The 25,993-nt window shown below is 40.7% G+C and carries 23 protein-coding genes; 11 read left to right on the plus strand and 12 right to left on the minus strand.

Annotated elements, in window-relative coordinates; all coding sequences use genetic code 11:
- The first annotated feature begins 108 nt into the window (after positions 1–108).
- Positions 109–423 (plus strand): antibiotic biosynthesis monooxygenase, encoded by a 315-nt coding sequence (locus tag ABIS04_RS10875; RefSeq protein ID WP_350431070.1) that lies wholly within the window; start codon positions 109–111, stop codon positions 421–423.
- 3 nt (positions 424–426) lie between these two features.
- Positions 427–1,449 carry a Gfo/Idh/MocA family oxidoreductase gene (locus ABIS04_RS10880; RefSeq protein ID WP_350431071.1) on the plus strand — a complete coding sequence of 341 codons (1,023 nt, stop codon included), beginning with the start codon at positions 427–429 and terminating at the stop codon, positions 1,447–1,449.
- On the opposite strand, the gene ABIS04_RS10885 is transcribed toward ABIS04_RS10880, so the two are convergent.
- The 10 genes from ABIS04_RS10885 to ppsA form a co-directional block, all read right to left on the minus strand.
- Complete coding sequence (locus ABIS04_RS10885; protein ID WP_350431072.1) at positions 1,411–1,815, minus strand: NUDIX domain-containing protein; 405 nt, start codon at positions 1,813–1,815, stop codon at positions 1,411–1,413. The genes ABIS04_RS10880 and ABIS04_RS10885 overlap by 39 nt on opposite strands.
- A 649-nt stretch (positions 1,816–2,464) precedes the next feature.
- The gene (locus tag ABIS04_RS10890) at positions 2,465–2,770 is read right to left on the minus strand and encodes a hypothetical protein (protein ID WP_350431073.1); all 306 of its coding nucleotides are present in this window, start codon (positions 2,768–2,770) and stop codon (positions 2,465–2,467) included.
- Between the two features lie 582 nt (positions 2,771–3,352).
- On the minus strand, positions 3,353–4,486 hold the full coding sequence (ltrA, locus tag ABIS04_RS10895) for a group II intron reverse transcriptase/maturase (protein WP_350431074.1): 1,134 nt from the start codon (positions 4,484–4,486) through the stop codon (positions 3,353–3,355).
- A 654-nt stretch (positions 4,487–5,140) separates the two neighbouring features.
- The gene (locus tag ABIS04_RS10900) at positions 5,141–5,587 is read right to left on the minus strand and encodes a hypothetical protein (protein WP_350431075.1); all 447 of its coding nucleotides are present in this window, start codon (positions 5,585–5,587) and stop codon (positions 5,141–5,143) included.
- 343 nt (positions 5,588–5,930) lie between these two features.
- Positions 5,931–7,040 (minus strand): IS91 family transposase, encoded by a 1,110-nt coding sequence (locus ABIS04_RS10905; RefSeq protein ID WP_350431076.1) that lies wholly within the window; start codon positions 7,038–7,040, stop codon positions 5,931–5,933.
- Between the two features lie 4 nt (positions 7,041–7,044).
- On the minus strand, positions 7,045–7,881 hold the full coding sequence (locus ABIS04_RS10910) for a site-specific integrase (RefSeq protein ID WP_350431077.1): 837 nt from the start codon (positions 7,879–7,881) through the stop codon (positions 7,045–7,047).
- Positions 7,882–8,353: 472 nt separating this feature from the next.
- On the minus strand, positions 8,354–8,773 hold the full coding sequence (locus ABIS04_RS10915) for a MarR family winged helix-turn-helix transcriptional regulator (protein ID WP_350431078.1): 420 nt from the start codon (positions 8,771–8,773) through the stop codon (positions 8,354–8,356).
- A 147-nt stretch (positions 8,774–8,920) separates the two neighbouring features.
- Positions 8,921–9,373 (minus strand): DUF1285 domain-containing protein, encoded by a 453-nt coding sequence (locus ABIS04_RS10920; protein WP_350431079.1) that lies wholly within the window; start codon positions 9,371–9,373, stop codon positions 8,921–8,923.
- An 11-nt stretch (positions 9,374–9,384) separates the two neighbouring features.
- Positions 9,385–12,432: an FAD-binding and (Fe-S)-binding domain-containing protein gene (locus ABIS04_RS10925; protein ID WP_350431080.1), complete on the minus strand. Its 3,048-nt coding sequence runs from the start codon at positions 12,430–12,432 to the stop codon at positions 9,385–9,387.
- A 128-nt stretch (positions 12,433–12,560) separates the two neighbouring features.
- The gene (gene ppsA / locus ABIS04_RS10930) at positions 12,561–14,930 is read right to left on the minus strand and encodes a phosphoenolpyruvate synthase (RefSeq protein WP_350433424.1); all 2,370 of its coding nucleotides are present in this window, start codon (positions 14,928–14,930) and stop codon (positions 12,561–12,563) included.
- A gap of 126 nt (positions 14,931–15,056) precedes the next feature.
- On the opposite strand from ppsA, the gene ABIS04_RS10935 reads away from it, so the two are divergent.
- Together ABIS04_RS10935 and ABIS04_RS10940 are read left to right on the plus strand one after the other, a co-directional pair.
- Entirely contained in the window at positions 15,057–15,869 is an 813-nt protein-coding gene (locus ABIS04_RS10935; RefSeq protein ID WP_137226884.1) for a pyruvate, water dikinase regulatory protein, read from the plus strand.
- Between the two features lie 194 nt (positions 15,870–16,063).
- The gene (locus ABIS04_RS10940; RefSeq protein ID WP_140234393.1) at positions 16,064–17,131 is read left to right on the plus strand and encodes a 3-deoxy-7-phosphoheptulonate synthase; all 1,068 of its coding nucleotides are present in this window, start codon (positions 16,064–16,066) and stop codon (positions 17,129–17,131) included.
- A gap of 126 nt (positions 17,132–17,257) precedes the next feature.
- Here the strand turns inward: ABIS04_RS10940 and ABIS04_RS10945 are convergent, their stop codons facing one another.
- Positions 17,258–18,487 (minus strand): HD-GYP domain-containing protein, encoded by a 1,230-nt coding sequence (locus ABIS04_RS10945; RefSeq protein ID WP_137226882.1) that lies wholly within the window; start codon positions 18,485–18,487, stop codon positions 17,258–17,260.
- Positions 18,488–18,781: 294 nt separating this feature from the next.
- Between ABIS04_RS10945 and ABIS04_RS10950 the strand changes: the two genes are divergently transcribed.
- From ABIS04_RS10950 to ABIS04_RS10980, 7 genes are all read left to right on the plus strand, one after another.
- Positions 18,782–19,522: an SIMPL domain-containing protein gene (locus ABIS04_RS10950; RefSeq protein ID WP_137226881.1), complete on the plus strand. Its 741-nt coding sequence runs from the start codon at positions 18,782–18,784 to the stop codon at positions 19,520–19,522.
- A 5-nt stretch (positions 19,523–19,527) separates the two neighbouring features.
- Complete coding sequence (locus tag ABIS04_RS10955; RefSeq protein WP_137226880.1) at positions 19,528–20,058, plus strand: histidine phosphatase family protein; 531 nt, start codon at positions 19,528–19,530, stop codon at positions 20,056–20,058.
- A gap of 18 nt (positions 20,059–20,076) precedes the next feature.
- Complete coding sequence (locus tag ABIS04_RS10960; RefSeq protein ID WP_350431081.1) at positions 20,077–20,340, plus strand: Rho-binding antiterminator; 264 nt, start codon at positions 20,077–20,079, stop codon at positions 20,338–20,340.
- Positions 20,341–20,474: 134 nt separating this feature from the next.
- The gene (locus ABIS04_RS10965) at positions 20,475–20,912 is read left to right on the plus strand and encodes an acyl-CoA thioesterase (RefSeq protein WP_140234396.1); all 438 of its coding nucleotides are present in this window, start codon (positions 20,475–20,477) and stop codon (positions 20,910–20,912) included.
- A 182-nt stretch (positions 20,913–21,094) separates the two neighbouring features.
- Entirely contained in the window at positions 21,095–21,757 is a 663-nt protein-coding gene (locus tag ABIS04_RS10970) for a response regulator transcription factor (RefSeq protein WP_137226877.1), read from the plus strand.
- Positions 21,757–22,365, plus strand: coding sequence for a DUF938 domain-containing protein (locus ABIS04_RS10975; protein ID WP_137226876.1), 609 nt, complete (start codon positions 21,757–21,759; stop codon positions 22,363–22,365). The genes ABIS04_RS10970 and ABIS04_RS10975 overlap by 1 nt, the downstream gene beginning before the upstream one ends.
- Before the next feature lie 251 nt (positions 22,366–22,616).
- The gene (locus ABIS04_RS10980; RefSeq protein ID WP_350431082.1) at positions 22,617–23,462 is read left to right on the plus strand and encodes a D-hexose-6-phosphate mutarotase; all 846 of its coding nucleotides are present in this window, start codon (positions 22,617–22,619) and stop codon (positions 23,460–23,462) included.
- A gap of 132 nt (positions 23,463–23,594) precedes the next feature.
- Here the strand turns inward: ABIS04_RS10980 and ABIS04_RS10985 are convergent, their stop codons facing one another.
- Entirely contained in the window at positions 23,595–25,517 is a 1,923-nt protein-coding gene (locus tag ABIS04_RS10985; protein ID WP_350431083.1) for a 5'-nucleotidase C-terminal domain-containing protein, read from the minus strand.
- Positions 25,518–25,993: the final 476 nt, after the last annotated feature.

Genomic DNA, 25,993 nt, shown 5'->3' on the forward strand with positions numbered 1-25,993 from the left:
CAATTCAGTGTTAATTGTAAACCTATGGTGTTTTCTGTAAACACCATGAAGTCATTTAAGCAGACGCTTAAGTGGTTTACGATGGCATCATATTTATTAGGAGTCGTCATGACCAACAAACTGGATCAACAAGGCGTGTTTATTACTGCCGAAATTCACATTAAAGATGAAGTGCAATTGGCACAAGGCATCGCAGCTATCCGTCAATTCTGTGTGGATATGAATAGCGAACCAGGTTGTTCACTTGCAATGGCTCTGCAAAATAAAACCAATCCTAAGCAATTTGTGTTTTGGGAGCGTTATAACGACCAAGCTGCATTTGATGCACACTTTGCAGCGGATCATACTCAAGCATTTATCAAATCGGCGTTAACCGATCTAAAGCAAGCGTTTGACTATCAACGATTAACGACTGAGGGATAATCAATGTCTGGATCGATTAAATGGGCAATACTAGGCACCAGTTTTATCTCTGGGGTAATGGCTGATGCGATTAAAGCACAAGGTCAAAGTACAATTTATGGTGTTGCCGGACGCAACACCACAACATTGGCAGAGTTTGCCACTGAGTATCAAATTCCACATCAATTTACGGATTTTGATACGTTAATCAACAGTCCTGAAGTCGATGTTATCTACATTGCTCTGCCAAATCATTTACATCATGAATACATAATCAAAGCGGCTAATGCTGGTAAAGCAATTTTATGTGAAAAATCATTGTCTGTAGATATGCCAAAAACCATCGAAAGTCTTGCTGCAGTAAAGCAAAATAAGGTGTTTTTCCTTGAAGGCTTAATGTATTTAGCTCACCCATTGATGCAACAACTAAGCAAAACATTAGCCACTGGTGTGATAGGTGAAGTAAAAAGTATCCGCGGCCAATATTGCGCAGCCATAAGCCAGTTTGTTAATCCTGCCAGCCTTGGGGCGTTATTTAACTTAGGTTGCTACCCTGCATCATTAATGCAGTTAGTCATGCAACAGCAATTTGGTACCGAGCAAAGCCAACAATACCAAATTGAAGCGACCGGTAGACGCGGCCAAGACGGTAATATTTGCGAATCAACCGCCATTGTCAGTTACAGCAATGGCGTGCAATGTCATCTGCATACCGCTGAAGACTATGGTCTGCATGCAGGCTTTACTATTTTAGGTAGTTTAGGAAGTATTGAATTCACCTCAAATCCTTGGTTACCAGAATCTCAGGGTAATCAATTTACGGTGAGATTATATGAACAACAAGCTGAAGTTGTAGATGTTGAAGCTAAAGGCAATGGGTTTTACTATCAAGTAGAAGCTGTGCTTAACGCATTAGAAACCAAGCAATACACAGTACCTAGACCTTTGGTACAGCTCAGTGACTCTGTTGATATTATGCAAATGTTAACCACATGGCATAAAGCCGCATTAGAAAGCTGCGCTGCGAACCACACCACTGAACGCTAAACATTCGTTTACTCGCTGTTGCTGAATGTTAGGTAATTCAGTAACAGCAACGTAAGCGTACTCGCTGTGTTCATCGCTTAAACGTATTGTCGCTCCTTGGGGTAACGCACAGCGAAAGATAAAAGCTTGCGATTGATACGCACGGTGAAAATACACCCCAGACAGATATTGCACGTCAACCTCACAGCCCAACTCTTCAAAACATTCACGTTGTAATGCCTGATGAATCGTTTCATTCGGGTCAAGTCCACCACCCGGTAAACCCCAATGTTTGTCACCATAAGTGGCTTTTAACAACAGCACTTTCCCATCGTCATTAGTAATTACCGCATGAGAACTGAGTCTAAATAAATCATTAAAAGCCATGATGGTTTTCCATTACATATTAAGTTGTTCTTGGAGATCCGAACGTATTTTTAATAATACACGCTGTCGAATTGAGTCATAAAATACAAGTTAATCAGAACGACAAACGCATTAATAAAAGCATGTTTACTGTTCACGACTTGCTCGTTTCTGGACAAAAGTGGTTTAAATAAGATATGGCCTGCGGCCACTAACGTCGTGGCGCTTCGCCCACACCAGACCAAGAGGAAACCAACGGCTGTTCCCTCTTGGAACTCCCAGCCGCCCCGCAACATTTTCGCTATTTACAAAATAAGAGCAGCGAAAAGTCGCCATGGGGTCAGATTTAACTTTGACCTACATTTGCAGACTGCTTCGGCCTTATTCGAAAATGCTATCGCTTTCGATGGTACATCCTGTAACGCGAAAGCTAGCCTGACGTCCTGTCAGGCTCACACTATGGTCTTCAACAGCCTCAAGTTCAGAGTTGAATTTAGTCATTTTAAAGCTAAGACCAACTCGTTTTTGGACATTTCCGAGTTAGAACATTAATTCTAATTCGTGAGTTTTAGGTTAAATTTTCTATGTGTAACGCCCCAAGCAGGGGATTTTATGAGTGTTTTTCAGCGAGTAAAATTCCCGCTGACTTGGTTTGTTATACAACGTTGTTTCACTCACCAATTGGATGTTTGAAAGTAACTTTGATTGGGCGAAAAAAGGAATAAATCCAAAGCCCGAATACAGTAAATAGCCAAATGAAACAGGCTGACAAAAAGCCAAGTACCGGCCCGATTAATAAACTGTAAACGAAGCCTTCAATCCCCGTTTTGTACACTCCGTTCCATTCAACGGTTTCAGACCCAAAAAAAGCAGCTATACCACAAAGTATGGCGAATACACTTATACCAAATGTGAAACCTATAGTTAAAAGTTTAAAGAGTGATTTTTTTGATATTTTCTTAGCTACTACTTCCATTTTTTACTACTTCCTATAGTTGTATAACGTTTTAGTATTTATGCGTTGCGCTGTTTGCAAGGCATAAATCGCTTGTTGGACTTAGCCGATGCCTAGTCCATATTAATTGGCATGCTTCATGCTATAGGAATTTGCTTTTTTTGATGCTGGCTATGGGATACAGAGCAGTTTTAGTCTGTTGATATTGAGTAGCAGGTAAGTTTTTCATTGAAATTCCTTTTCATCATATTTTTCTATCTTACATCTTTAAGCCTAACGGTTTCAATGAGGATTATGTACTCAATTGAAGCCTCATTTGGCTCCGCGCACCGGCTTAGTTATCGTGGTAGAGCGGGCAATTACTGACCCGACCCCACACAGATCCGGACGTGCGGAACTACCGCATCCGGCTCTTCAGTTATATATTCACTCGTGTAAAACACGACCCTAGTACCAATCAACCAGCACTAGACGCTTACTGACTTTTGGACTCTCAATTCTAAAATACTCTAACATCTTCTTGAAATTACTCCAGTTGTAACTTCGTCGACCACTGCGTCTGTTCAACCATTTGTACAAGTTATGCAGAACATAATCGTATACTTAGCTCAGGCTTCGGCTGTTGTCGGGAAGACCCAAATAGTTTCTAAACCCTGTTAATTTACGTTTTAACTGCGGAAGCCAAATACTCAGTTTTAATGAGCGCTTGGCTTTAATCCATTGATAATACTCGCTCAACGTCGCCTTCTGCTTCTTCACAGCGGTTCGTCGTCTGAGTCTTGCTTTACCTTTCGAATCTCTGCCCCAGTAAAACTCAAATCCAAGAAATACAAAATGACGTTTTCGCCCAATATGAAAACGGCTAAATCGCATCAATGATGTTTTATCTTCTGCGACGTCTAGGTTGAATTTCTTTAATCGTTTCGGCAAAACCTTATAAAAGCGTTCAGCATCATGTGCAAACTGAAACGCACAAACAAAATCATCCGCATAACGGATCATCATTGCTCGGCCTTTCATCCTTGGCTTCACTTTCTTTTCAAACCAAAGGTCTAGCGCATAATGCAAATAAATATTAGCTAACACAGGGCTGATAATGCCACCTTGTGGGCTACCGCTTAATGGCTTAGTAAATTCACCATCAGGGGATTTTATCCGTGCTTTTAACCATTGGTTTATTAAATTAAGTATCGCCTTGTCATCAATTCGTTGCTCGAGCATAGCCATCAGCCATTCGTGATCAAGGTTGTCAAAGAAGCCTTTAATATCAGCCTCAACAATATAACCATAACCTTTAAATTGCAGATTGAGCGTTAAACTATGCACCGCTTGATGCGCACTTTTATTCGGTCGATAACCATAGCTATTACGCAAAAAGTCTTGTTCCCAGATACTTTGCAGGATCTGACTGACACTTTGTTGCACTAGCTTGTCATCTACTGTTGGTAGGCCTAAAGGGCGTAATTTACCGTTCGATTTAGGAATGAAGATCCGTTTGATGTCATTAACTCGATAACATTTCTGTTTGAGTTGCTGACCTAAACGGTCGATATTTTCTATCAGCTTATCTCGGTACTTAGGCATGGTAATGCCATCGATACCAGGCTTCGCTTGCTTATTGAGTTGCCCCCAGCTTTGATACAGGCTGTCAGTATTTAGCAGTCCGTATAAATTCTGAAACCTGTGCTTGGGGTGGGTTTGTGCTTTAAATGCGATGGCATTAAGTGTGGTTATCATAGTGTCCCCAGCCCTACTTTGTCCGGACTATGTCTCTGCTTAATACCGAATATAACTGTCAGCTCCTTTGCCATGTACAAGGCTTTCCCTTGCTCAGACTACTATGGGCTGATCTGACTTCCAAAGGGTCATCGTTGGCTTTGCTTTTCGTTAAGCTTCTCTACCACTATCCATATGGAACGCCTTTGGATCTCTCAAGTTCCTGAAGCATCTCTTTATGCATGCCACGGCTTGATAACTCCGCTGACTCGCCACAACCTCACCCTTCATTTACATGAATAACGGCTGCTTTGCATGGACTTCGATGGCGTTACAAACCTCGTCAGTCAGTTCTAGTATTTATCGGAGCGATACCAGCTCTTCAGGGCCACGACAGCCCCTATGGCCTACATAATTCTCTGTGTACGCTTCACCAATATTGTTCGCGTGATGCAGTCCTCACTGCTGAAAAGCATCTGCTAATCTCACACTCCGCCAAAGGTGCAACACTCGATACAGGTGGTTGGTTAAACCTTACCTGACAGGGACTTACACCCTGCAAGATGCATCAAGCTTCGCTTGACGCACTAACGCCGCTATAAAAGGCGCGCGTTAGCGCGTCCAGTGGAGGCCGTTTTTTGGCCGGAACGATTTTTGATAGCCTTGTTATGCATTTTAATTTAGTGAATTTAATACCATGCTCCACATACCACTAATAGTATGCCCGATAAGTTTTCCAGCCTCTTCTTTGCTTTTTTCTTTTACTAGGCTCGACAGCTCTTGGCCCAAAGTACTTGATTCACTGATGCTATCTGGGACCGAGTTCATTACTGCAAGACCTTTACTCGTTAGGGTTACGGACGTGCCAGTGGGCGAATACGACTGAAATACACCCTTTATATAACCTTCATCCATTAGCCAATCCGCTACTGCTTGAACAAACTCTACTTCCTCAGAAGGTAATTCTGGATTTTCATTCCATATCCCATCAACGTATTCCCCGAATTCTCCTTGAAAGTTTAATATTTCTCGGGAATCGAATTTTACTTTTTCTGGAAATTTTTCATATAGAGCACTAAACATTTGCGCAGTAATTTCATTGAACTTATCTATATTCTTCATGGATCTACTCGCATGCATAACGTTTTAGTATTTATGCGTTGCGTTGTTTGCAAAGCATAAATCGCTTGTTGGACTTGGCCGATGCCACATCCAAATTAATCGGTATGTTTTATGCTATAGGAATTTGCTTTTTAACGGTAGTGGTATTTTGTACAACCTTTCGGCTAATCGTCTGTTCTGATTACACCTTTTAGGGTGGATTTTGTTGGCTTTCATCTTTTTCCATTGCTCGATTATTGCCTTATTTACTGATTTCTCGATACCAAATAGTGTGCCATCGTCCCACCTAATCTAAGATTAGCTGAGCCTGCTTTATTTGCTGACATCCCCCCACTTAATCTGACTAACCTGACAGCTTCAACTTTGCTTCACGCGCTAACATCGTTAGCAGTGGCACCAGTCCCATAAACATTAGCCGTCCATTGGCGCACTGTGGACAACACCAGTGGCCTAATGTGTCAGTGATTGCTGATGGGATGTCTTTCGCTTTACTCCCCAGTTGCTCTCTAATTTTGGCGAGCCTTTTACGCCGACAGCTGTTGGCTAAAAAACCAAAATGCCTTATCCGCATCACCCCTTTAGGCAGTACATGTAATAAGTAACGCCTAATGAGTTCTTCTGGAGTCAGTTGCATGATTTTACGTTGGTTATCGACATAGTCGGTGTAGCTGATATCAACACGATCTTTGGTGACCGCCTTAAGCCGTGATTCATGTAGCATGCCTTTTCGGGTGTAACGCCCGAGATAAGCCACTACGGTTTCAGCTTTATAAAGACACGCTTTACTGTATACGCACCACGCCTTATTGATGAGGTTATTGGCCTCGGGAATGGTCAGTTCACGCTGGCGCAGAGCAGCCAACATCTTAGCTTTGAACACGGTTGAGACCGCCTTAACAGGAAATAAATAGTCTGATTTAACGCCGCGCCACTGACCTTGCTCAGTGACCACTCCGCCTGGGATTAAACAGTGTAAGTGGATATGCGGGGTTAAGGTTTGCCCCCATGTATGCAGTACGGCAGTGCACCCCAGCTGACCTTGTAAATGCTTACGGGTCATACCAAATTGGCTTAAGGTTTGCCAAACAGCTTCAAATAACGCGCTATACACAAGCTTAGCTTGCTCATCGGTTTGGGTAAGCGCGTTGAGCTCATGGGGCAAGGTAAACACCAAATGAAAATAGCGACAATGCAGTACTTGTTGCTGCTGCTTCTCTATCCATGCTTGGGTTTGTTTACCTTGGCAGCGTGGACAATGTCTATCTCGGCATGAGCAGAACACGCTTTGCTGATAGTGACATTGATTACATTGCCACTGCTGTTGACCAAGTGCGGCTGTGCGGCAAGCCAAAATACGCTGACACACCAAACGCTGTTGCTGACTCAGTCGATGATGTTGCTGGTAGTGACCATAGTGGGTTTGCAATATGTCACTCAAGTGATAATGCGCCATCTCATCACCCCAAGTCAGCGAGTAAATCGCCCCCTTTATGCCCAAGCTCTGGCGACCAGTGCAGATATCGCTCTGTGGTTTTAATGCTTTTGTGACCCAGTTGATGTTGGAGTTGATTCAGTAACATGCCAGCGGCCAATTGATGTGTCGCATAGGCATGGCGCAAGCTGTGCGGGCTGCAAGGTTTGGTGATCCCTGCAGCTAACGCCGCTTTCTTGAGGGTTTTACGCACGCTTGATACATCTAACGGGTAGGTGTTGCCATGGGAATGCACACCAAACAGCCACGTTTGCGGATGATACTTAAGCCAGTAATGGCGCAATAAATTAAGCAGTGAGGGAGAGATGATAACTAAACGGTCTTTAGCACCTTTGCCCTGACACACTTTGAGTAACTGCCGCTGACCATCAATATCACTGACTTTAATATTGACCAGCTCACTCACCCGTAATCCACAGCCATAGCACAGCGCTATCATGGCGTGATATTTCTGATTAGGGCAGTGCTGCAACAACTGACCAATATCTTGCTTACTGAGCATTTGTGGTAGTTTTTGGCTAGGACGAGGCAAGCACACATCAATCCTAAATTGACGCTTTAAAATGTGTTCAAAGTAAAAGTGAATACCGTTCAGTTGAAGCTGAATGGACGCTCTTGATAGTTGTCTATCAAGGTTTAAATAGCGGAAATAATCACTTAACTGTGTATCAGTAATGGTATCAACCGATTGGTTATAGTGCTCTGCCAGTTTAGTAATGGCATACAGATAAGCTTTACGGGTTCGCTCAGAGTAGCGTCTAAGCGTAATTTCATCATGGAATAATTGAGTTTGTACTAACATGACTTACCTCCTTGATAGTGGGAAAATCCACTGAGGTAAGTGTGGTGCAAATGACGGGCTTTTGGGCTCCGCGCAGCGGCTTAGTTCAACAGCTTATTGAACGGCTCGCCCAATAAAGCCGACCGTTTAAGTTATTGATTTATATCATCCTACACTTTCTATCTCATTGATGTAAAGCCATTTAATGACTCTTAACCTCTGAGATAAAACTTCGATTGTGCGTTAAAAGTGTCGAAATTAAATGCTAAAAAATTAATCACTTAATATCAATAGATTAGGTTTTATCTATTGATTCATATCTAGCACTTTAGATGGCTTTTTTTACACATTCTATTGTAATTCATTCAAAACCCATTATAACTGTATGGATGCACAGTACAGGTAACATAAAGGGGGGGAAGTTATGGCGGAAGCAGGATATACAGAGCAAACCATCTCCAAAACTCTCTTGATAGCCGCTGCACTTAAACCTTTATTGACTAAACTGATTCACTTTATTCAGCAAACGCATAAATTCAACTTGTTCACTGTCGGTTAATGCCGTTAAAAAGCGTTCATTTACCCACTCGGCTTCGTGCACTAAATCTTTCTCTAGTGCTTTACCGTTGTCGGTTAAAAAGATTTGAAAAGCACGACGATTGTCGGCTTCTTGATGGCGGGTAATAAACCCTTGAACTTGTAGATTGTCCAAAAGGCGCGTCATGGTGTAGTTGGCTATATCACAACGTTTAGATAACTCAGTTTGACTAATGCCCTCTTCTTGCCATAACGTAAATAGCACAGGCCAAATTTTACTGTCTAACTCATAGCGCTTTAAACGAGTATCGAGTTCTTGCTGCAAGGCAATATTTAAATGGGAAATCAAATAACTTAAACTTTCAAAGCGTTGCAAATGATATCTCCTGCATCGTCATCCGTGTCATTATCTCTCAATGTACAGACCTTACCAGCTTTTAAATAAGCCACAATATCCATACTTAGGTAAAACACACCTGAACACGGATTAGATTACCATCTGTATAGGTTAATAAAAGCTATTTTAAGAGTCCAAAGATACATACTCGTTTATGTAGCGGTAATAACAGGCTCGATTTAATTGTCCCACCAAGCCCCGCACTAAAGGTGCGTATATACCATTGTCTGTAACGATAATATCTGCGACATTAATAGCAGAAAGTTGAGTGCCTATACTGCTGGTAAATATCAGCTCATCATTTGAATGAGTATCCGAAGGTGAAGCTTGATAATCCACTAACAATAATGGATATGCCTCAACAGTGACTTTTACTTTTTCGACTGGTGTTATCAAAAAATACTCGGCATCAATACAATGCAAAATACTACTGAATAAAGCCGCAAACTTTGCAGGCAACGGACTGTCTAAATACAACCAATCGCCATTGGCTTTTATATGAAACAGCGCATCATCACTGCACAATGGCGCACCATCGGGCTGAGTAAATGAACTTAATGCTGCTGTTCCATCTGTCATTATACTTATCCTTATGCCAGCAACTTAAGCAAGGCTTCTATCGGATGCTGGGGTTTAAAGCCTGCAAAACGTTTAACTTGGCTACGACAAGAATAGCCCGAAACCAATATTTGACTCTTTTCAGTCATTTTTTCAATACTTGATTGCCAAGACATCTCAAATAATTGTTTTGAACGTTCAAGGTTTTCAAGCTCATGTCCATAGGTTCCGGCCATACCGCAACAGCCCAAATTAAGGCTATTCAATTTAGCACCAAAGTGACTGAATATTGCTTTCCACTCATTGGCGGTATTGGGTTTTGCGGTTGATTCGGTACAGTGACTAAACCAAGTGTATTGCGGTGCCTCTTCAGTTAATGCAGGCACATCCTGACGATTAGCAACTACATCTGCTAACCATTCATTGGCTAACAAGACTTCAAATGGACCACGACGCTGACCTAGCGCTTCTTTATACTCGTCGCGATAACATAATACTAAAGCAGGATCGATTCCCACCATTGGCATACCAAGCGCATGTATACGATTTAAAAAGTCGGCGCTGTTTTGGGCTGTTTTAGCAAATTTATCTAAAAAACCTTTAATATGCGTTGGCTTACCATTGGGTTTAAACGGCAATAGTACTGGTTTAAAGCCAAGCTTTTCGATTAATTGAATAAAACGATAAACCAAGCCTGCATCATAAAAAGTATTAAATGGATCTTGTACTACCAACACATACTCATTACGCTGCGCTACTGGGATAGCAGACAAACACTCCAAATCATAACCTCGACTTGAATGACCATCTAGACGCTGTTTTAGGGTCGGAACGGATAATTGAGGGGCATCGACATATCCAATGGTTTTTTTAATCACCCATTTGCTGAGGGGATTTTGCGAGGCCAAGTTAGTGAGCTTTGGCATTGCGGCCATCAGTGGTAATGAATCTTCGATACCGGCCACTAAATAATCTTTAGCTGGACGTAAATAACGTTTGTAGTAAATATTGAAAAATTGCGCTCTAAATTTTGGCACATCAACTTTAACCGGACATTGTCCTGAACAAGCCTTACAGGCCAAACAGCCTTTAAGTGATTCCATGACTTCGTGGGAGTAATCATAATCACGTTGGTTGTTAATGGTATTTTGAATCCGTTGCATCCACCCCAATGATTTAGACTTAGCTAACGCGTCGACATCAACACCTTCAGCTTCAAGCAAACGCAACCATTCGCGCATGAGTCCCGCTCGGCCTTTGGGTGACTGAACTCTATCTCCTGTGACTTTAAACGACGGGCACATAGGTGAATAACTACTGTAGTTAAAACACAGGCCATTGCCGTTACAGTTCATCACATCAGGAAAAGCCTCGCGGGTTTGCACAGGAATTTGTCGGTCAAAACTGCCACGCTTAGCGCTATCAACATTAAACATCAACGGGCCTGATTCTGGCGGAGCCACTAATTTACCTGGATTTAAGCGATTGTCTGGATCAAACCAACCTTTAATCTGCTCGAGCACCCCATAGAGTTCGTCGCCAAATACCGCTGGGCCGTACTCACCACGTACACCTTTACCGTGCTCGCCCCACATTAAGCCGCCATATTTAAGCGTTAATGCCGCCACTTGATCTGATATCACTTTAAGTAATTGCTCATCGGCGACATCACACATATCTAATGCTGGGCGAACATGTAATACACCAGCATCAACATGACCAAACATACCGTATTGTAAATTATGGCTATCGAGTAGCGCTCGAAACTCCATAATATAGTCGGCTAAGTTCTCTGGAGGCACTGCGGTATCTTCAGCAAATGCTAATGGTTTACGAGTGCCTTTGGTGGCGCCTAATAAGCCAACCGCTTTTTTACGCATTGCATAAATACTATTGATATCACTTCTGTCGGTAATGATTTGAAAACCCACTAAACCGAACTGCTGTTGATTAAGTTGTCCTGTGAGCATTTCTTCTAATAATGAGATTTTTTGTTTAACGTCATCATCTTCACCGGCAAACTCCACCATATTAAGACCTTCAATGATCTTATTAGGCACAGCTTTAATTTGATCAGCAACTGAGTGCCAAATAATGTCTTCGCGGGCAAGGTTGAGTACTTTAGAGTCAACGGTTTCAACTACTGTGGCATTGGCCTGTACTAGTGATGGTGCATGACGTAATGCTGATTCAAACGAGTCATACTTAATGTTTACCATCATCCGAGTTTTTGGTAATGAAGTAAGGTTTAGCTTGGTTTCGGTAATGACCGCAAGCGTACCTTCTGAGCCAGCTAAGATACGTGACAAATCAAACTGACTAAGGTCATCATTCCACACATGCTTTAAATCATAACCGGTTAAAAAACGGTTCAATTTTGGAAAACGCTCAATAATAGTGTCGCGTTTTTGCAAACATACTGCTGCCACCTTGCTAGCAATGGTATTACCAAGCTGATTATCACCGAAAGGTTGTTGGTCAACGTTGTCATGAGCTATTGGTGTTGTGGTCAGTACACTACCGTCAATGAGTACACTGGTGATCCCTAACACGTGATCAGACGTTTTGCCGTAAACTAATGAACCAGCGCCAGAGGCATCGGTATTGACCATGCCGCCAATAGTCGCGCGGTTTGATGTTGATAAATCGGGACTAAAAAAGAAACCGTGGGGACGCAATGCATCATTTAATGCATCTTTAATCACTCCAGCTTGTACCCTCGCCCAACCTTCTTTGGTGTTGATCTCAAGTACTTGGTTCATGTGCCGCGACACATCGAGGATCAGTCCATGAGTTAATGACTGGCCATTAGTGCCGGTTCCGCCGCCGCGCGCACTAAAGGTAACTTGTTTGTATTTTGGCTGCGCCGCTAGCGATAACACCAACTCAACATCTTGTTGATGTCGTGGATAAATAACCGCTTGCGGTAGGAATTGATATACCGAATTATCGGTTGCCTGAATAAGTCGCGCACTGTAACGCTTGTCTATTTCACCTTCAAATTCGCTTTGTTCTAGCGCGTCAAGATACTCTAGATAGATAGGTTCTAATGTTTGTTTATGTGATAGCAAAGGTAACATAGAGGACTTATTAATTATTGGTAGTAAAATCATTATAAACAAAAAAAAGCCGCTAAAAAGCGGCTTTTCTAACAATTTAATAAAATTTCAATTTAAAAGTTACATTAAATTGCAATTATTATGCTTGTTTATGCATTCTGCTCTGCTAGGTATAACCAAGTGTCAATAACGGTATCAGGATTAAGTGATACAGAATCAATACCTTGTTCAACTAACCAAGCAGCAAAATCGGAATGGTCTGATGGGCCTTGACCACAAATACCTACGTAGGCACCTTTGGCTTTAGCAGCTTTAATCGCCATAGCTAATAATATTTTAACCGCATCATCACGCTCATCAAATAAATGGCTGATAATACCAGAGTCACGATCAAGCCCTAATGTTAACTGAGTTAAGTCATTTGAGCCGATAGAGAAACCATCAAAGTGTTCAAGGAACTGATCTGCTAGCAAGGCATTTGAAGGAACTTCGCACATCATAATGACACGCAAACCATCTTTACCGCGCTCTAAGCCTTGTTCTTTCAGTAATTCGATAACTTGAGCAGCTTCGCTTACAGTACGTACGAATGGGATCATCACTTCAACGTTGGTTAAGCCCATTTGAGTACGAACACGTTTAATCGCTTCACATTCAAGCGCGAAACAATCGCGGAATGATTCAGAAATATAACGGCTGGCACCACGGAAGCCCAACATTGGGTTTTCTTCATCTGGCTCGTAACGATCACCACCGACTAAGTTTGCGTATTCGTTAGACTTAAAGTCAGACATACGTACGATAACTTTTTTCGGATAAAACGCTGAAGCAATAGTCGCAATACCTTCAACTAGACGTGCTATATAAAACTCAACAGGAGAATCATAACCAGATATCATTTCGTTGATTTCAGCTTGTAACTCGGCAGTTTGACCGTCGAAATCAAGCAAGGCTTTAGGGTGAATACCAATCATACGGTTAATGATGAACTCTAAACGCGCTAAACCGACACCTTCGTTAGGTAAACGGGCAAAGTCGAATGCTCGGTCAGGGTTACCGACGTTCATCATAATCTTCATTGGCAAAGGAGGTAATGTATCTACGCGGTTTGTGACAACGTCGAACTCTTGTTTACCCGCATAAATCAAACCAGTATCACCTTCAGCACAAGATACTGTGACAATATCGCCCGTTTTAATACGGTCAGTAACATCACCACAACCTACAACTGCAGGTACGCCTAATTCACGTGCAATAATCGCTGCATGACAAGTACGTCCGCCACGGTTAGTCACAATCGCACTCGCGCGTTTCATGATAGGTTCCCAATCTGGGTCTGTCATGTCGGTAACTAACACGTCACCTGGCTCAATTTGATCCATCTGGTCAATCGAGGTTAATACCTTCGCAACACCAGCACCAATCTTATGACCAATAGCGCGGCCTTCACAGACAACGTCACCTTTAGTTTTTAAATGGTAACGTTCAATTAACTGCACATCTTCACGACTGCGAACGGTTTCAGGACGAGCTTGAACAATATAAAGTTTGCCATCGTTTCCATCTTTAGCCCATTCGATATCCATCGCACGGCCATAATGCTTTTCAATAATCACAGCTTGCTTAGCAAGTTCCATGACTTCTGCATCATTAAGAGAGAATATACGACGTTGTTCTGCAGAAACGTCTTCGATTTTAACTTGTTTACCATGAGCCTTATCATCAGAGTAAACCATTTGAATCAACTTACTGCCAATATTACGACGCACAACAGCTTGATGGCCTTGCGCTAAAATCGGTTTGTGGACATAGAATTCATCAGGGTTAACCGCACCTTGTACAACCATTTCACCTAAACCAAAAGATGAAGTGATAAAGACAACGTCGTTGTTACCGGATTCTGTGTCCATGGTGAACATAACACCAGAAGCCGCTTTGTCTGAACGTACCATACGTTGTATGCCAGCAGATAAAGCAACACCTTGATGTTCGTAACCTTGATGGACACGATAAGAAATTGCACGATCATTAAATAATGATGCGTAAACATGCTTAATCGCTAACATGACGGCGTCATAGCCTTTAACGTTTAAGAATGTTTCTTGTTGGCCGGCAAAAGATGCGTCAGGCATATCTTCAGCGGTCGCTGATGAACGCACTGCAAATGATGCGTCTTTAGTTTCGCTCGACAATTTTTCATATGCTTCACGAATGGCGACTTCTAATGCAGGCTGAAATGGGGTATCGATAACCCATTGTCTGATCTGTGCACCTACTTTGGCCAGTTCATTAACATCATCAACATCCAATGTATCCAGAATATCATTAATTTTCTGGTTAACTCCGCTTTGTTCAAGGAACTCATTGAACGCATGAGACGTCGTCGCAAAACCGCCAGGAACTTGAACCCCAGCATTAGCCAAATTGCTGATCATTTCACCAAGGGATGCATTTTTTCCGCCGACCTTGTTTACATCACCCATGCCTAAATCTTGATACCAGAGTACGTATTGCTGCACAGTTTTATCTCCGCAAGTTTTTATTTCAATGGCCACTTCACATAAGGGCAATAGCATCTTACACTCCCATACAAGACGCGTAAATCTATAATTTTATTTGTAATTTTATTACTACAAGAGGTCATAATGACACCAAAAGTATTCTACATTTCAGATGGAACCGCGATCACGGCAGAGGTTTTTGGTCATGCGGTACTTTCACAATTTCCTATAGAATTTGAATCACTTACAATTCCATTTGTCGAAACGATCCCTCTAGCAGAGAAAGTTAAGCAAAAAATAAATGATTGTTTTATTACAACAGGTGTAAGACCACTAGTGTTCCACTCAATCATTAATCCTGAAATTCGTAATGTGATTTTTTCGAGTGAATGTGTCGATTACGATTTCTTGAACACCTTTGTTGCGCCACTCGAACAACACTTAGGTGTGAAAGCGAAACCTTTATTACACCGAACACATGGTAAAAGTAACCAAGGTTACGAAACCCGCATTGATGCGATTAACTTCACTATGGATAATGATGACGGCCAAACCATGAAACACATGGATGAAGCCGATATTATTTTATTAGGTGTCTCTCGTTGTGGTAAAACGCCGTCAAGCTTATATCTGTCAATGCAATTTGCTATTAGAGCTGCAAACTACCCTTTTACTGAAGATGACATGGATAATCTTAAGTTGCCTGAGGCGTTAAAGCGCAATAAACCCAAATTATTTGGCTTGACCATTGACCCTAATCGTTTACACGAAATTCGCCAAAGCCGTATGGAAAACAGCCGGTACTCCTCATTAAGACAATGTCGCCTCGAAGTAAAAGAAGTCGAGATGATGTATAAAAAAGAGCGCATTCCATTCGTTAATACAACCAATCTTTCGGTTGAAGAAATTGCTACAAAAATTCTCCATATCACCGGTTTAAAACGCCATATGTTCTAATTAATAAACAATCAAAAAGCGCTGTATAAAGGCTATAAAAGTCGTTTTTATTCATTTAATTCGGCCCAGTCTTTTACAGCAATCTGTTTTTTGCAGCCAGTTTACGTGGCTAAGCCTCGCATCTTGAACTTCTTTGGGTATATAATCCCGAGCAATATGATGCAAATGCATCTCACGATTTTTCGGTAATATGCATGACAATTAAAACAGATGAACTCAGAACAACCTTATTAAGCAAAGTTATTTCTCCTGCTCAGTTGGCTTCAGAATTTCCTTTAACCCAAGATGCCGCCGATTACCTTGTCGCTCAACGTCATGAAGTTGAAGCTATTATTGCCGGTGAAGACCAACGCTTATTAGTTATTGTCGGCCCTTGCTCGATTCATGACACTACAGCAGCATTAGAATACGCAGAGCGTTTATCTGCTTTGCACCATGAGTTAAAAGATGACTTATGTATTTTGATGCGGGTGTATTTTGAAAAGCCGCGTACCATTGTCGGTTGGAAAGGCTTAATTTCAGATCCTGATTTAGATGGCAGCTTTAGCCCTAACAAAGGCTTACGCATGGCGCGTCAATTATTACAACAAATCACTGAGCTTAAGTTACCTATCGCGACTGAATTTTTAGATATGGTTAACGGTCAATACATTGCCGATTTAATTACTTGGGGCGCTATTGGCGCGCGAACCACTGAAAGCCAAATTCATCGCGAAATGGCTTCCGCTCTATCTTGCCCTGTTGGGTTTAAAAATGGTACTGACGGTAATATCAATATTGCAGTTGATGCGGTACGAGCGGCTCAAGCTTCTCATATTTTTTATTCTCCGGATAAAGATGGTGCGATGGCTGTTTACCGCACTCACGGTAACCCATATGGGCATATCATTTTACGTGGTGGTAAAACCCCTAATTACTCAGCCGAAGATATTGAAGTGGCTCGAGCCCAACTTGAAGATGTGGGTGTAACTCAACGTATGGTCGTTGATTTTAGCCATGGTAATAGCCAGAAAAAACATAAAAACCAATTGAATGTTGCCGACAGCATCATGGCACAACTTCGTAATGGTAGTACTGCAATAGCAGGTATTATGGCCGAAAGCTTTATGATTGAAGGCAATCAAAAAGTAATTAAAGACGAACCATTAATTTATGGCCAAAGCATTACTGATGCGTGTTTACATTGGGCTGACTCAGAAAAACTGCTACGTGATTTGGCTCAAGCATCTAAAGAACGCCAAACATTGCTTGCTAAATCGTAATTAATATATAAAACGGTTACACAATAATGCCAGCCTAAAAATAGGCTGGCATTATTGTGTATATCAAGATAATACTTGTTACATACTCGCATCACCTCATTCTGACACATTCACTCATTTAACATGCTACTTTTGCTCATGGGCTAAAAGTGATAATTGTGCCAGTTCTGCAAATTGTTGCTCAATTACCATAAAGCTGTCGACTAAAGCCGGATCAAAATGACAGCCCCGTCCATCAATAATAATCTTGATGGCTTCGTCATGGGAAAAGGGTCTTTTGTAACAACGTGGTGATGTTAGCGCATCGTATACATCCACCAGTGCCACAATTCTGGCAGACAAAGGGATAGACTCGCCTTTCAACCCTTTCGGGTAGCCACTGCCATCCCATTTTTCATGATGACCTCCAGCAATATCTCGTCCCATCAACAAAAATTCGCATTGCGGTGCAAAGGCCAGCAAACTGTCTATCACTTTTGCACCAATTACCGGATGTGCTTTTATTTGATCAAACTCTTCAGGGGTTAATCGACCAGGTTTTAATAAAATATGATCCGCGATCCCCACTTTACCAATATCATGCAAAATAGATGACAGACTAATTTCATGAATAAAAGCTTCAGTTAATTCACTTGGCACTTGTTGTTCATCTAATCTTTGCCTTGCTAGCATATTGGCATATTGTTGCATTCTAATTAGATGAGCCCCAGTATCGTTATCTCGATACTCTGCCAGCTTTGCTAAGCCAATCACTGTCGCCTGCCTAGACGCTAATGTCGACTGCAACGAATGACTTAACTTACCGAGTAAATACGAAGTCGATTGAGTGACGATGGCATTAGTCACCACAAAGTTAATCACCACCACATACCAAATTAATGTCGAAAAACTATGAATTTCAGGCCAATTAAGCAACCTAAAGTGGAACGCTATCCCCATACCTATAAGCAATAATGCATTAACAAACTGTGCAAACAAAGCCCACCTTTCTCCGAGTAAAATACTGGCTAATGGAGGAAAAACAAACAACCAAAAAAAACCAGCTCCAGACGGGCCAATAGCCACTAAGAATGCGGCGCCAATAAAAAAAGTTAAGTAACAACCAATGACATACCGGCTTTTATCTGTCATTTTGGGGAACAACAAAATAATCAGCAAGACACCGTATGCGGCAGTGTCAAACACTGCCATATACCAAATACCTTCTGTAATGCACAGATACACACTGGTGATATAAACAGGTATGCATAACAGCGCTAATACACCAAACAAGCGTTGAAAGATGACTTTTCGCCACAAAGGTAAGCTATCATCTAGATCGTGTTGAATAATTTGAGCCGCTAACGAAGCTGACATAACCTTTCCTTAGTTAATCATCCTTAATTGTAATATTGGTATATAGAGCAGTAAAATAATAAGCGTATGTTAAGTATTGTTGTATAACGGTGAACTAGCAAAATAAGAATTAAAAATAATCCATAAATTCAACATAGGCCCATTGTTAAATTATGATAGTCACTTAATATATATGGAGTGATTGAGTATGATTATCAGAGATTAGTATTATATAAAATTAATACTGTCACAGTATCAAAATAGGTTTAATCTTGTTTTAATTTAATCAATGACTTATTAAAATAAGGATATTAAATGCAAGCGTCTTTACCCCCTGCCTCATCTGGTTTAAATAAAAGCACGATCATCGCAGGTTTACTGTTAGCGATAGGGTTAGGTGCATTAGGCTTATTGCTGAAACAAGCCATCATTGAATACAAATTACTCGACCGTAGTGTCACGGTAAAAGGTTTAGCAGAAAACGAATATCCTGCCGATGTTGTTATCTGGCCGATTCAATTTACTGCGGCGAATAATAATCTTGATGAACTCTATAAACAGCTGGATGCACAAAACACCCAAGTAGTGAATTTTTTAACCAAACAGCATATCAACCCAAAAGAAATCACTCTTACCGCACCAACAATTACAGATAAATTGGCCCAACAATATGGTGGCAACCAACCGGTCACATTACGCTACACAGGATCACAAACCATCACAGTGTATTCTAATGACATTGACAAGGTACGCAATGCGATGCCCCTGTTAACTGAACTCGGTAAAATGGGGATTGTCTTCACTCAAAATAACTATGATACTCAAGTTGAGTATATTTTCAGTCGATTAAATGATGTTAAACCTGACATGATTGAAGAATCCACCACTAATGCACGCCTTGTCGCAAACAAATTTGCCAAGGATTCACAAAGTCGACTGGGTAAAATAAAGAAAGCCACTCAAGGCCAATTTAGTATTAATAATCGTGATAAAAATACACCTTATATTAAGCGTGTACGTGTCGTATCTACCATTGAATATTATTTAGCGGATTAACATTAATGAAAACCATAACCAAAGTCTTGTTACCCATATTGGCACTATTCAGCGCTATGCTGATGGCACAACCGAATGACATCAGCCCTGAATCTATTAAGAAAGTAGGTGCTGACAAAGTGTTTTATCTAGTTCGACACACTGAAAAACTTGAGGGTGACAACCCAGGTTTAACCGCTCAAGGTCAACTTAGAGCCGTTAGATTAGCAAAAGTATTATCAAGCACACTTTTATCCAAGGTTTATACCACCGATTATAAACGCACACGCGAAACTGCACTTGCGGTTGCTCAAGCTCAACATGCAGAACCAAACATATATGACCCACGAGATTTAAAAGCGGTAGCAACGACATTACTTAACGAACAAGGACACATTTTAGTCGTCGGCCATAGTAATACCACCACCGAATTGGTTGAAATGCTTGGTGGAGATAAACAACCTCCGATTGATGATAACAACGAATTCGATCGTCTCTATATTGTCACGGTTGATGGTAATAACCGTATGGTATCAACAGTATTACTGCGTTATTAATGATACCGAGGCAAACTGATGAACCCGATAAAATGCACGCACTATGACTACATTGAATTACTGTGCCTGTATCAATATCGGGTAAAACTGACATTACACTCTGGTGATGTATTTATTGGCAAATTTAGTGCTACAACCTTAGTGAATAACAACAATCAAAGATACGAAGCCATCGTTGGAGTAAGTGACACCCAACAACCACTCATTGTTATTCTATCTGACATAACCCGCATAGATGTACTGAGTGACAATGCCAAATTTGACCATTTAATACTCACTTAGTCCTTATTGGATCAAACAAAATAAAAATATCCACTTTGGCGCACTAATATTCGACACCCCTTAGTCCAATACATTACAATGCGCAGCATTTTTCGCTTTATTCCTTGTTAATTTGCATAACACTAGGTAGTTGTATGTCCCTTGCTCTAAATCCAGCACAAACCCAAACTGATTTCCCTGATGATATAGCAGCACGCATTGCTCAATCAGAAGCGCGAGTTATCAAAGCTATTTTCCCCTCTAACACTAATCACCATAACACCTTGTTTGGTGGTGATGCGTTAGCGTGGATGGACGAAACCGCTTTTATCGCCGCCACTCGTTTTTGTCGTAAGGCCTTAGTCACGGTCAGTTCTGATCGCATTGATTTTAAAAAAGCGATACCCGCTGGCAGCTTAGCAGAGCTTATCGCTAATGTTATCCATGTGGGAAATACCTCATTAAAAGTTGAAGTTAATATATATGTCGAAGACATGTATAAAGATCATCGCGAACATGCAATTCGTGGGGTATTTACTTTTGTTGCTGTAGACGAAGAGAGAAATCCCGTTCAGGTATGGCCACACGGCTAGAACTAATCCCATATAAATGCAGTCATTAGGCTGCATTGTTTTGTTATTTATTCGACTAAAGTCTATAGTTTTGCTGTTTTTGTTCAATATCATTAATAATATGACATAAAGCCATAGAACACTCGATTACTTTTCTGTTACATTAAATTTATCTTCGCGTGCAACATAGAATAAAAAATGCCATGAAGCTTGAAAATTTAAATATCATCATTGCCGACGATCACCCATTATTCCGTAATGCTTTAAGATTGGCATTGAGTAATACCTTTGAAAAAACTCAATGGTTTGAGGCTGATAGTGCAGAAGCGCTGCAACGTGTTATTGATCAAAAAGAGATAGTTTTTGATTTAATTCTGCTTGATCTACAAATGCCGGGGTCTCACGGTTACTCTACCCTTATCCACCTTCGTACACATTACCCTGACATCCCAGTAGTGGTGATCTCAGCCCATGAGGACATTAATACAATAAGCCGTGCGGTACATTACGGTAGCAGTGGATTTATTCCTAAATCTGCCTCCATGGAAGTATTGGGAGAAGCATTAAATGCCGTGTTATATGGTGATATTTGGTTACCAAAAGGGACTCAAGTCGTTCCTATCCCAGATGATCCATCGGACCAAATGGCCAGTCGACTGACCGATTTAACGCCGCAACAATATCGAGTATTACAAATGTTCGCAGAAGGGTTACTCAACAAGCAAATTGCGTATGACTTTGGTGTTTCTGAAGCCACCATCAAAGCGCATGCAACTGCAATATTTCGTAAGCTTGGTGTTCGCAATCGTACTCAAGCGGTGATAGCATTACAACAACTCGAAATGGATAGAATCGATATATCTTAATGCCTCAAACACTAGAACAACTGCCTTTTTCACAAGCATGTGAAAATAATAAACAGCCTATTTTAACCCTGTTGACACAGTGGCTGAACAATAGGCAACATATTCTTGAAATAGGCAGTGGCACAGGGCAGCACAGTGTCTATTTCGCAAAAAACCTTCCTCATGTGCGTTGGCAACCAAGCGATCAACTACATTATTTAGATACATTGCAAACTCGGCTCAATTTGCAAGCCTCACCCAATCTACAACAAGCAATCTCTCTTGATGTGACCCAGCAGTGGCCACTACTAACATCGAACGTTGATGCTATATTCAGTGCTAATACTCTGCATATTATGAGTCAATCAATGGTGGAAGCCTTTTTTACTGGTGTCGGGAGTGTGTTGGTTAATTCAGGCTCGTTAGTGATTTATGGCCCATTTAATTACCAAGGTCAATTTACCAGTGACAGCAATCGACAATTCAATTTATGGCTGCAACAAAATAATCCACAAAGTAGCATCCGTGATATTGAATGGATTTGTCACTTAGCACAGCAGCAAGGATTAACACTCCAAGAAGATATTGCTATGCCCGCCAATAATCGTATGTTGCATTTTATTAAGTGATCTCAAATCTAAATATTGTTCAAACTGCAATTTATATTGCTAACAAGATAATGTCACACTAACAGTTTATTGATTACCAGTGATGCAATACAGTTAGTACGGCTAGTTCGGCCTCACTCAAACCATTTAACAATAATTTTATTACCAAAGCTTGGGTCAACCCATCGAACAGTATCCATTTGATGAGTGACAGACTCGATCCAAAATTTATAAGCTAATGACTGGAATTAAAATACACAAGGACACACATTATGGGTTCGGTTACCACTAAAAGACATCCCAATGGTCTTGATTATGTCGATATAGATACAGCACTCTGCCAAGCTAGAATTTTTATGCAGGGGGCTCAAATAGATCAATTTACTCCTGTAGGTAAAGCACCGCTGTTATGGGTGTCAAGTGCCGATGATTACCAACCGGGTAATGGCATTAGAGGTGGAATACCCATCTGCTGGCCTTGGTTTGGCATGAGTGATACCAAAGGATTTCCACAACATGGTTTTGCCCGCAATAAAATTTGGGTGCTTGAATCCGTTAATATGCGTAATGAACTCGTTAATTTAATTTTCACTCTACCTGCCAGTGAAATCGATAAGAATTATTGGCCTCACGATAGCCAAATAAAAGTGTTATTTACCTTAGGCGAAAGCTTATCGGTAAGCATAGTGAATACTAACAACGCAGATTATGACATAAAGCTTACCCAAGCATTACACAGCTACTTCCCCATCGAAGATATTCACCAACTTAACGTCAGTGGTTTTAGTGACTCTGCATACATTGAATTTGGTGAAGGCCCTTTCAAACAACATGATGATGTAATCACTTTTAAGCAAGAGACTGATAGAGTGTATACCCAATTAGGTCATACTCAGGAGTTACATACACCCAATGGCACTATTGTGGTTAGCCGTGAAAACAGCCAATCTTCGGTGTTATGGAATCCTTGGATTGAAAAATCAACGCGTTTATCTCGGTTTAACGCTGAAGATTACTTAACCATGGTGTGCTTAGAAGCAGCTAATGTGCGGGAAGACTGTGTGGTAATGGCTCCAGGGCAAAGCCATACATTAACAACTCATATTGGCTGGAAATAAAAACACTTAATCGAGTGATATACGCAGTCATAACGATAAAACACAACCATAGAAAAGGCAGCCTAGGCTGCCTTTGTCACTTTCTAAGATTAATTTTTAATTAATCCATTTCAAGTTTTACATGATTTTATATTATTGATTATCTTCTGGTTTAAACACTGGATTATCAAGATTAGCTTCAAAGCTAGTTGGTGCAATGAAAGTTAAACCTGTTGGGATTTCTTCTAATTTCTGTCCAGCCAGAGTTAACGCTTCTACATATTCAATCATAGATTCGTTATCAATAAAGCCAGACTTAATAACAGGAGAAAGCTTCTTAGTGTCAAAAATATCATAACCATCTTTACCACCAGCAATATAAGCATTGGTAGAAATCTTGTAAGTCATATCAGGATCAATATCGGTACAACTACCAGCAGCTACACCGTTAGGGCATATATGTAAGTCTTCAATTTGTTCACCAGCAACGGCTTTACCATTGAAAGTAAATTCCACATTAGCAAATGTTGGGAATGAACCTGAAGACGTAGTCAATGAGTAATTAATGGTATCTTCTAGCAGTTGAGTCACATCGCTACCTTTCAACTCAACAATAGCTAACTCATTACTGAAATATAAAAGTGAACCGATAATATAACCTGCAGTTAAATCACCATTTTCATCATTTTTAATATCATTACGCACACCACCAGTGTTTGTAATAGCCATATCAACATCATAACCATGTTGATTTAACTTCCAAACCATAGATGCTGCAACATGGGCACCTGCTTCTGATCCCGTAACTGGTAATGAAGCGCCGTTACGTTTAACACCAGGTTGACGAACATGGTCTAACATACCTGTATCAACTGGATCGTTGGCATCAAATACTTGACCGATCACTTTACCTTCAAACTCTTCAATGAGCGGCTTGTAGTCGATATCGATAATACTGCGCAGTAAAGCATCTTCTTCAGTAATGGCAATATTATCTTGCTCAGCAACAAAGGCTTCTACAGCACTTTGATCAGCTTCAGTCAATGACTCACTTGTATCCTCGACATATTCGTGCGTAAAGTTATCGCCAATTAACAGGGTGTTATTACCTTGACAAACTGTCACATCACCATCTTCAAAAGTAATATCTGCTTGGCCAACAGCTTGAGCAACCTCGCCAGCTTGTACGATACATGTTTTAGAAGTGCCGTTAGGATTAGTAATCATCTCTGCATAACTTGCAATGCTTGAACCCATGCCTCTACCAATATTAGTGAAGTCACCTAATAACGTATGAGAGTGACCACCAACAATGACGTCTACACCGTTAACACTTTCAGCAATGCGGATATCTCTATCTAAGCCGATGTGACTTACCATCACAACTTTATCCACGCCCATCTCATTTAGCGCATCAACTGTGGCTTGAGCAGTTACCACTTCACCATTGAAAACTAAATCTTCACCTGGAGAAGAAATCGACTTCATGTCTTCTAATACTAAACCGAAAATACCAACTTTAACGTCACCGTATTCTTTAATAATGTAAGGCTTAATATTAGTCACACCAGACATTTGAGAGTCTGCACTAGTATCTAAGTTAGCAGCGAGAAGAGGAAAGTTAACCTTATTAACAAATTCAATCAACGGACCATCACCAAGGTCAAACTCGTGGTTACCAATCGTCATTGCATCAAGGTTCATTTCACGCAATAAAGTTGCATTTCCAGCACCTTTTAAGACGTTAAAATAAAGTGAACCCTGGAAAGCGTCACCACCGTGTAAAGCGAGGAAAGGCTTATTTTCATCAGCAGCCATCGTTCTAGCATTGTTTAATGCTGTAGCAACACGTGGATAACCACCAACATCAGTGTTAATACTCATATCTTCAGAATTAACTTGGGCGGTAAAATCTAATGATGTTGGATCAAAACTCGAATGAGTATCGTTGATATGTGCAATGCGTAAGTTAAACGTGTCAATGTTAACGGTAGCATCATCATCACTACTGTTGCAGCCTGTTAATGCAACAATAATAGCCGTTGCCAGTAAACCTTTATACATCGTTTTGTTCATGTAAGACCCCATTATTTAGATAATTTATTATTTTTGCTTGATATGAATCAGCTTTACTTTCGAGTTTAATTATTTGTTTGAGATAAAATAGTTTTTGGTTAAAGAAGGAGGTTTAATACAAAAAACAAAGACACTGTATCAACAAAACCATGATCTAAATTAACCATAAGCAACTGCAAACATTATCCCGAAAATTAGAGACTCTCATTTTTACCGGCTAGATAATAGCAAAATATAGCGGGGATATGTGACGAATTTATAACAAAATGTGACATTTAATTTAATACTAACAAGCAGTTACAACACGTATTATCTTTATTTAAAAACAGTGACACGTTCAGGGTGAGGTTTAAACTACTAAAAAAATGGTTTAGCGGAATTTAAACAACTAAACCATTAAATTTATATAGATATTTACTTAAAGCACCCAAAAGGCTGATTGTTTTCTAAGTAAAACAACAAAAGCTTTACCAACA

Origin of the sequence: Shewanella sp. H8 (assembly GCF_040285065.1) — a bacterium.
Classification (GTDB): domain Bacteria; phylum Pseudomonadota; class Gammaproteobacteria; order Enterobacterales; family Shewanellaceae; genus Shewanella; species Shewanella polaris.

Excerpts from the sequence above, each read along its gene's own strand:
- ABIS04_RS10910 (WP_350431077.1), bottom strand. The coding sequence starts at position 7,881 with ATGTTAGTACAAACTCAATTATTCCATGATGAAATTACGCTTAGACGC.
- ABIS04_RS10890 (WP_350431073.1), bottom strand. The coding sequence starts at position 2,770 with ATGGAAGTAGTAGCTAAGAAAATATCAAAAAAATCACTCTTTAAACTT.
- ABIS04_RS10960 (WP_350431081.1), top strand. The coding sequence starts at position 20,077 with ATGAACCCGATAAAATGCACGCACTATGACTACATTGAATTACTGTGC.
- ABIS04_RS10925 (WP_350431080.1), bottom strand. The coding sequence starts at position 12,432 with ATGTTACCTTTGCTATCACATAAACAAACATTAGAACCTATCTATCTA.
- ABIS04_RS10900 (WP_350431075.1), bottom strand. The coding sequence starts at position 5,587 with ATGAAGAATATAGATAAGTTCAATGAAATTACTGCGCAAATGTTTAGT.
- ltrA (WP_350431074.1), bottom strand. The coding sequence starts at position 4,486 with ATGATAACCACACTTAATGCCATCGCATTTAAAGCACAAACCCACCCC.
- ABIS04_RS10955 (WP_137226880.1), top strand. The coding sequence starts at position 19,528 with ATGAAAACCATAACCAAAGTCTTGTTACCCATATTGGCACTATTCAGC.
- ABIS04_RS10965 (WP_140234396.1), top strand. The coding sequence starts at position 20,475 with ATGTCCCTTGCTCTAAATCCAGCACAAACCCAAACTGATTTCCCTGAT.
- ABIS04_RS10945 (WP_137226882.1), bottom strand. The coding sequence starts at position 18,487 with ATGTCAGCTTCGTTAGCGGCTCAAATTATTCAACACGATCTAGATGAT.
- ABIS04_RS10980 (WP_350431082.1), top strand. The coding sequence starts at position 22,617 with ATGGGTTCGGTTACCACTAAAAGACATCCCAATGGTCTTGATTATGTC.
- ABIS04_RS10920 (WP_350431079.1), bottom strand. The coding sequence starts at position 9,373 with ATGACAGATGGAACAGCAGCATTAAGTTCATTTACTCAGCCCGATGGT.
- ABIS04_RS10940 (WP_140234393.1), top strand. The coding sequence starts at position 16,064 with ATGACAATTAAAACAGATGAACTCAGAACAACCTTATTAAGCAAAGTT.
- ABIS04_RS10885 (WP_350431072.1), bottom strand. The coding sequence starts at position 1,815 with ATGGCTTTTAATGATTTATTTAGACTCAGTTCTCATGCGGTAATTACT.
- ABIS04_RS10880 (WP_350431071.1), top strand. The coding sequence starts at position 427 with ATGTCTGGATCGATTAAATGGGCAATACTAGGCACCAGTTTTATCTCT.
- ABIS04_RS10985 (WP_350431083.1), bottom strand. The coding sequence starts at position 25,517 with ATGAACAAAACGATGTATAAAGGTTTACTGGCAACGGCTATTATTGTT.
- ABIS04_RS10905 (WP_350431076.1), bottom strand. The coding sequence starts at position 7,040 with ATGGCGCATTATCACTTGAGTGACATATTGCAAACCCACTATGGTCAC.
- ABIS04_RS10975 (WP_137226876.1), top strand. The coding sequence starts at position 21,757 with ATGCCTCAAACACTAGAACAACTGCCTTTTTCACAAGCATGTGAAAAT.
- ABIS04_RS10950 (WP_137226881.1), top strand. The coding sequence starts at position 18,782 with ATGCAAGCGTCTTTACCCCCTGCCTCATCTGGTTTAAATAAAAGCACG.
- ABIS04_RS10970 (WP_137226877.1), top strand. The coding sequence starts at position 21,095 with ATGAAGCTTGAAAATTTAAATATCATCATTGCCGACGATCACCCATTA.
- ABIS04_RS10875 (WP_350431070.1), top strand. The coding sequence starts at position 109 with ATGACCAACAAACTGGATCAACAAGGCGTGTTTATTACTGCCGAAATT.
- ABIS04_RS10935 (WP_137226884.1), top strand. The coding sequence starts at position 15,057 with ATGACACCAAAAGTATTCTACATTTCAGATGGAACCGCGATCACGGCA.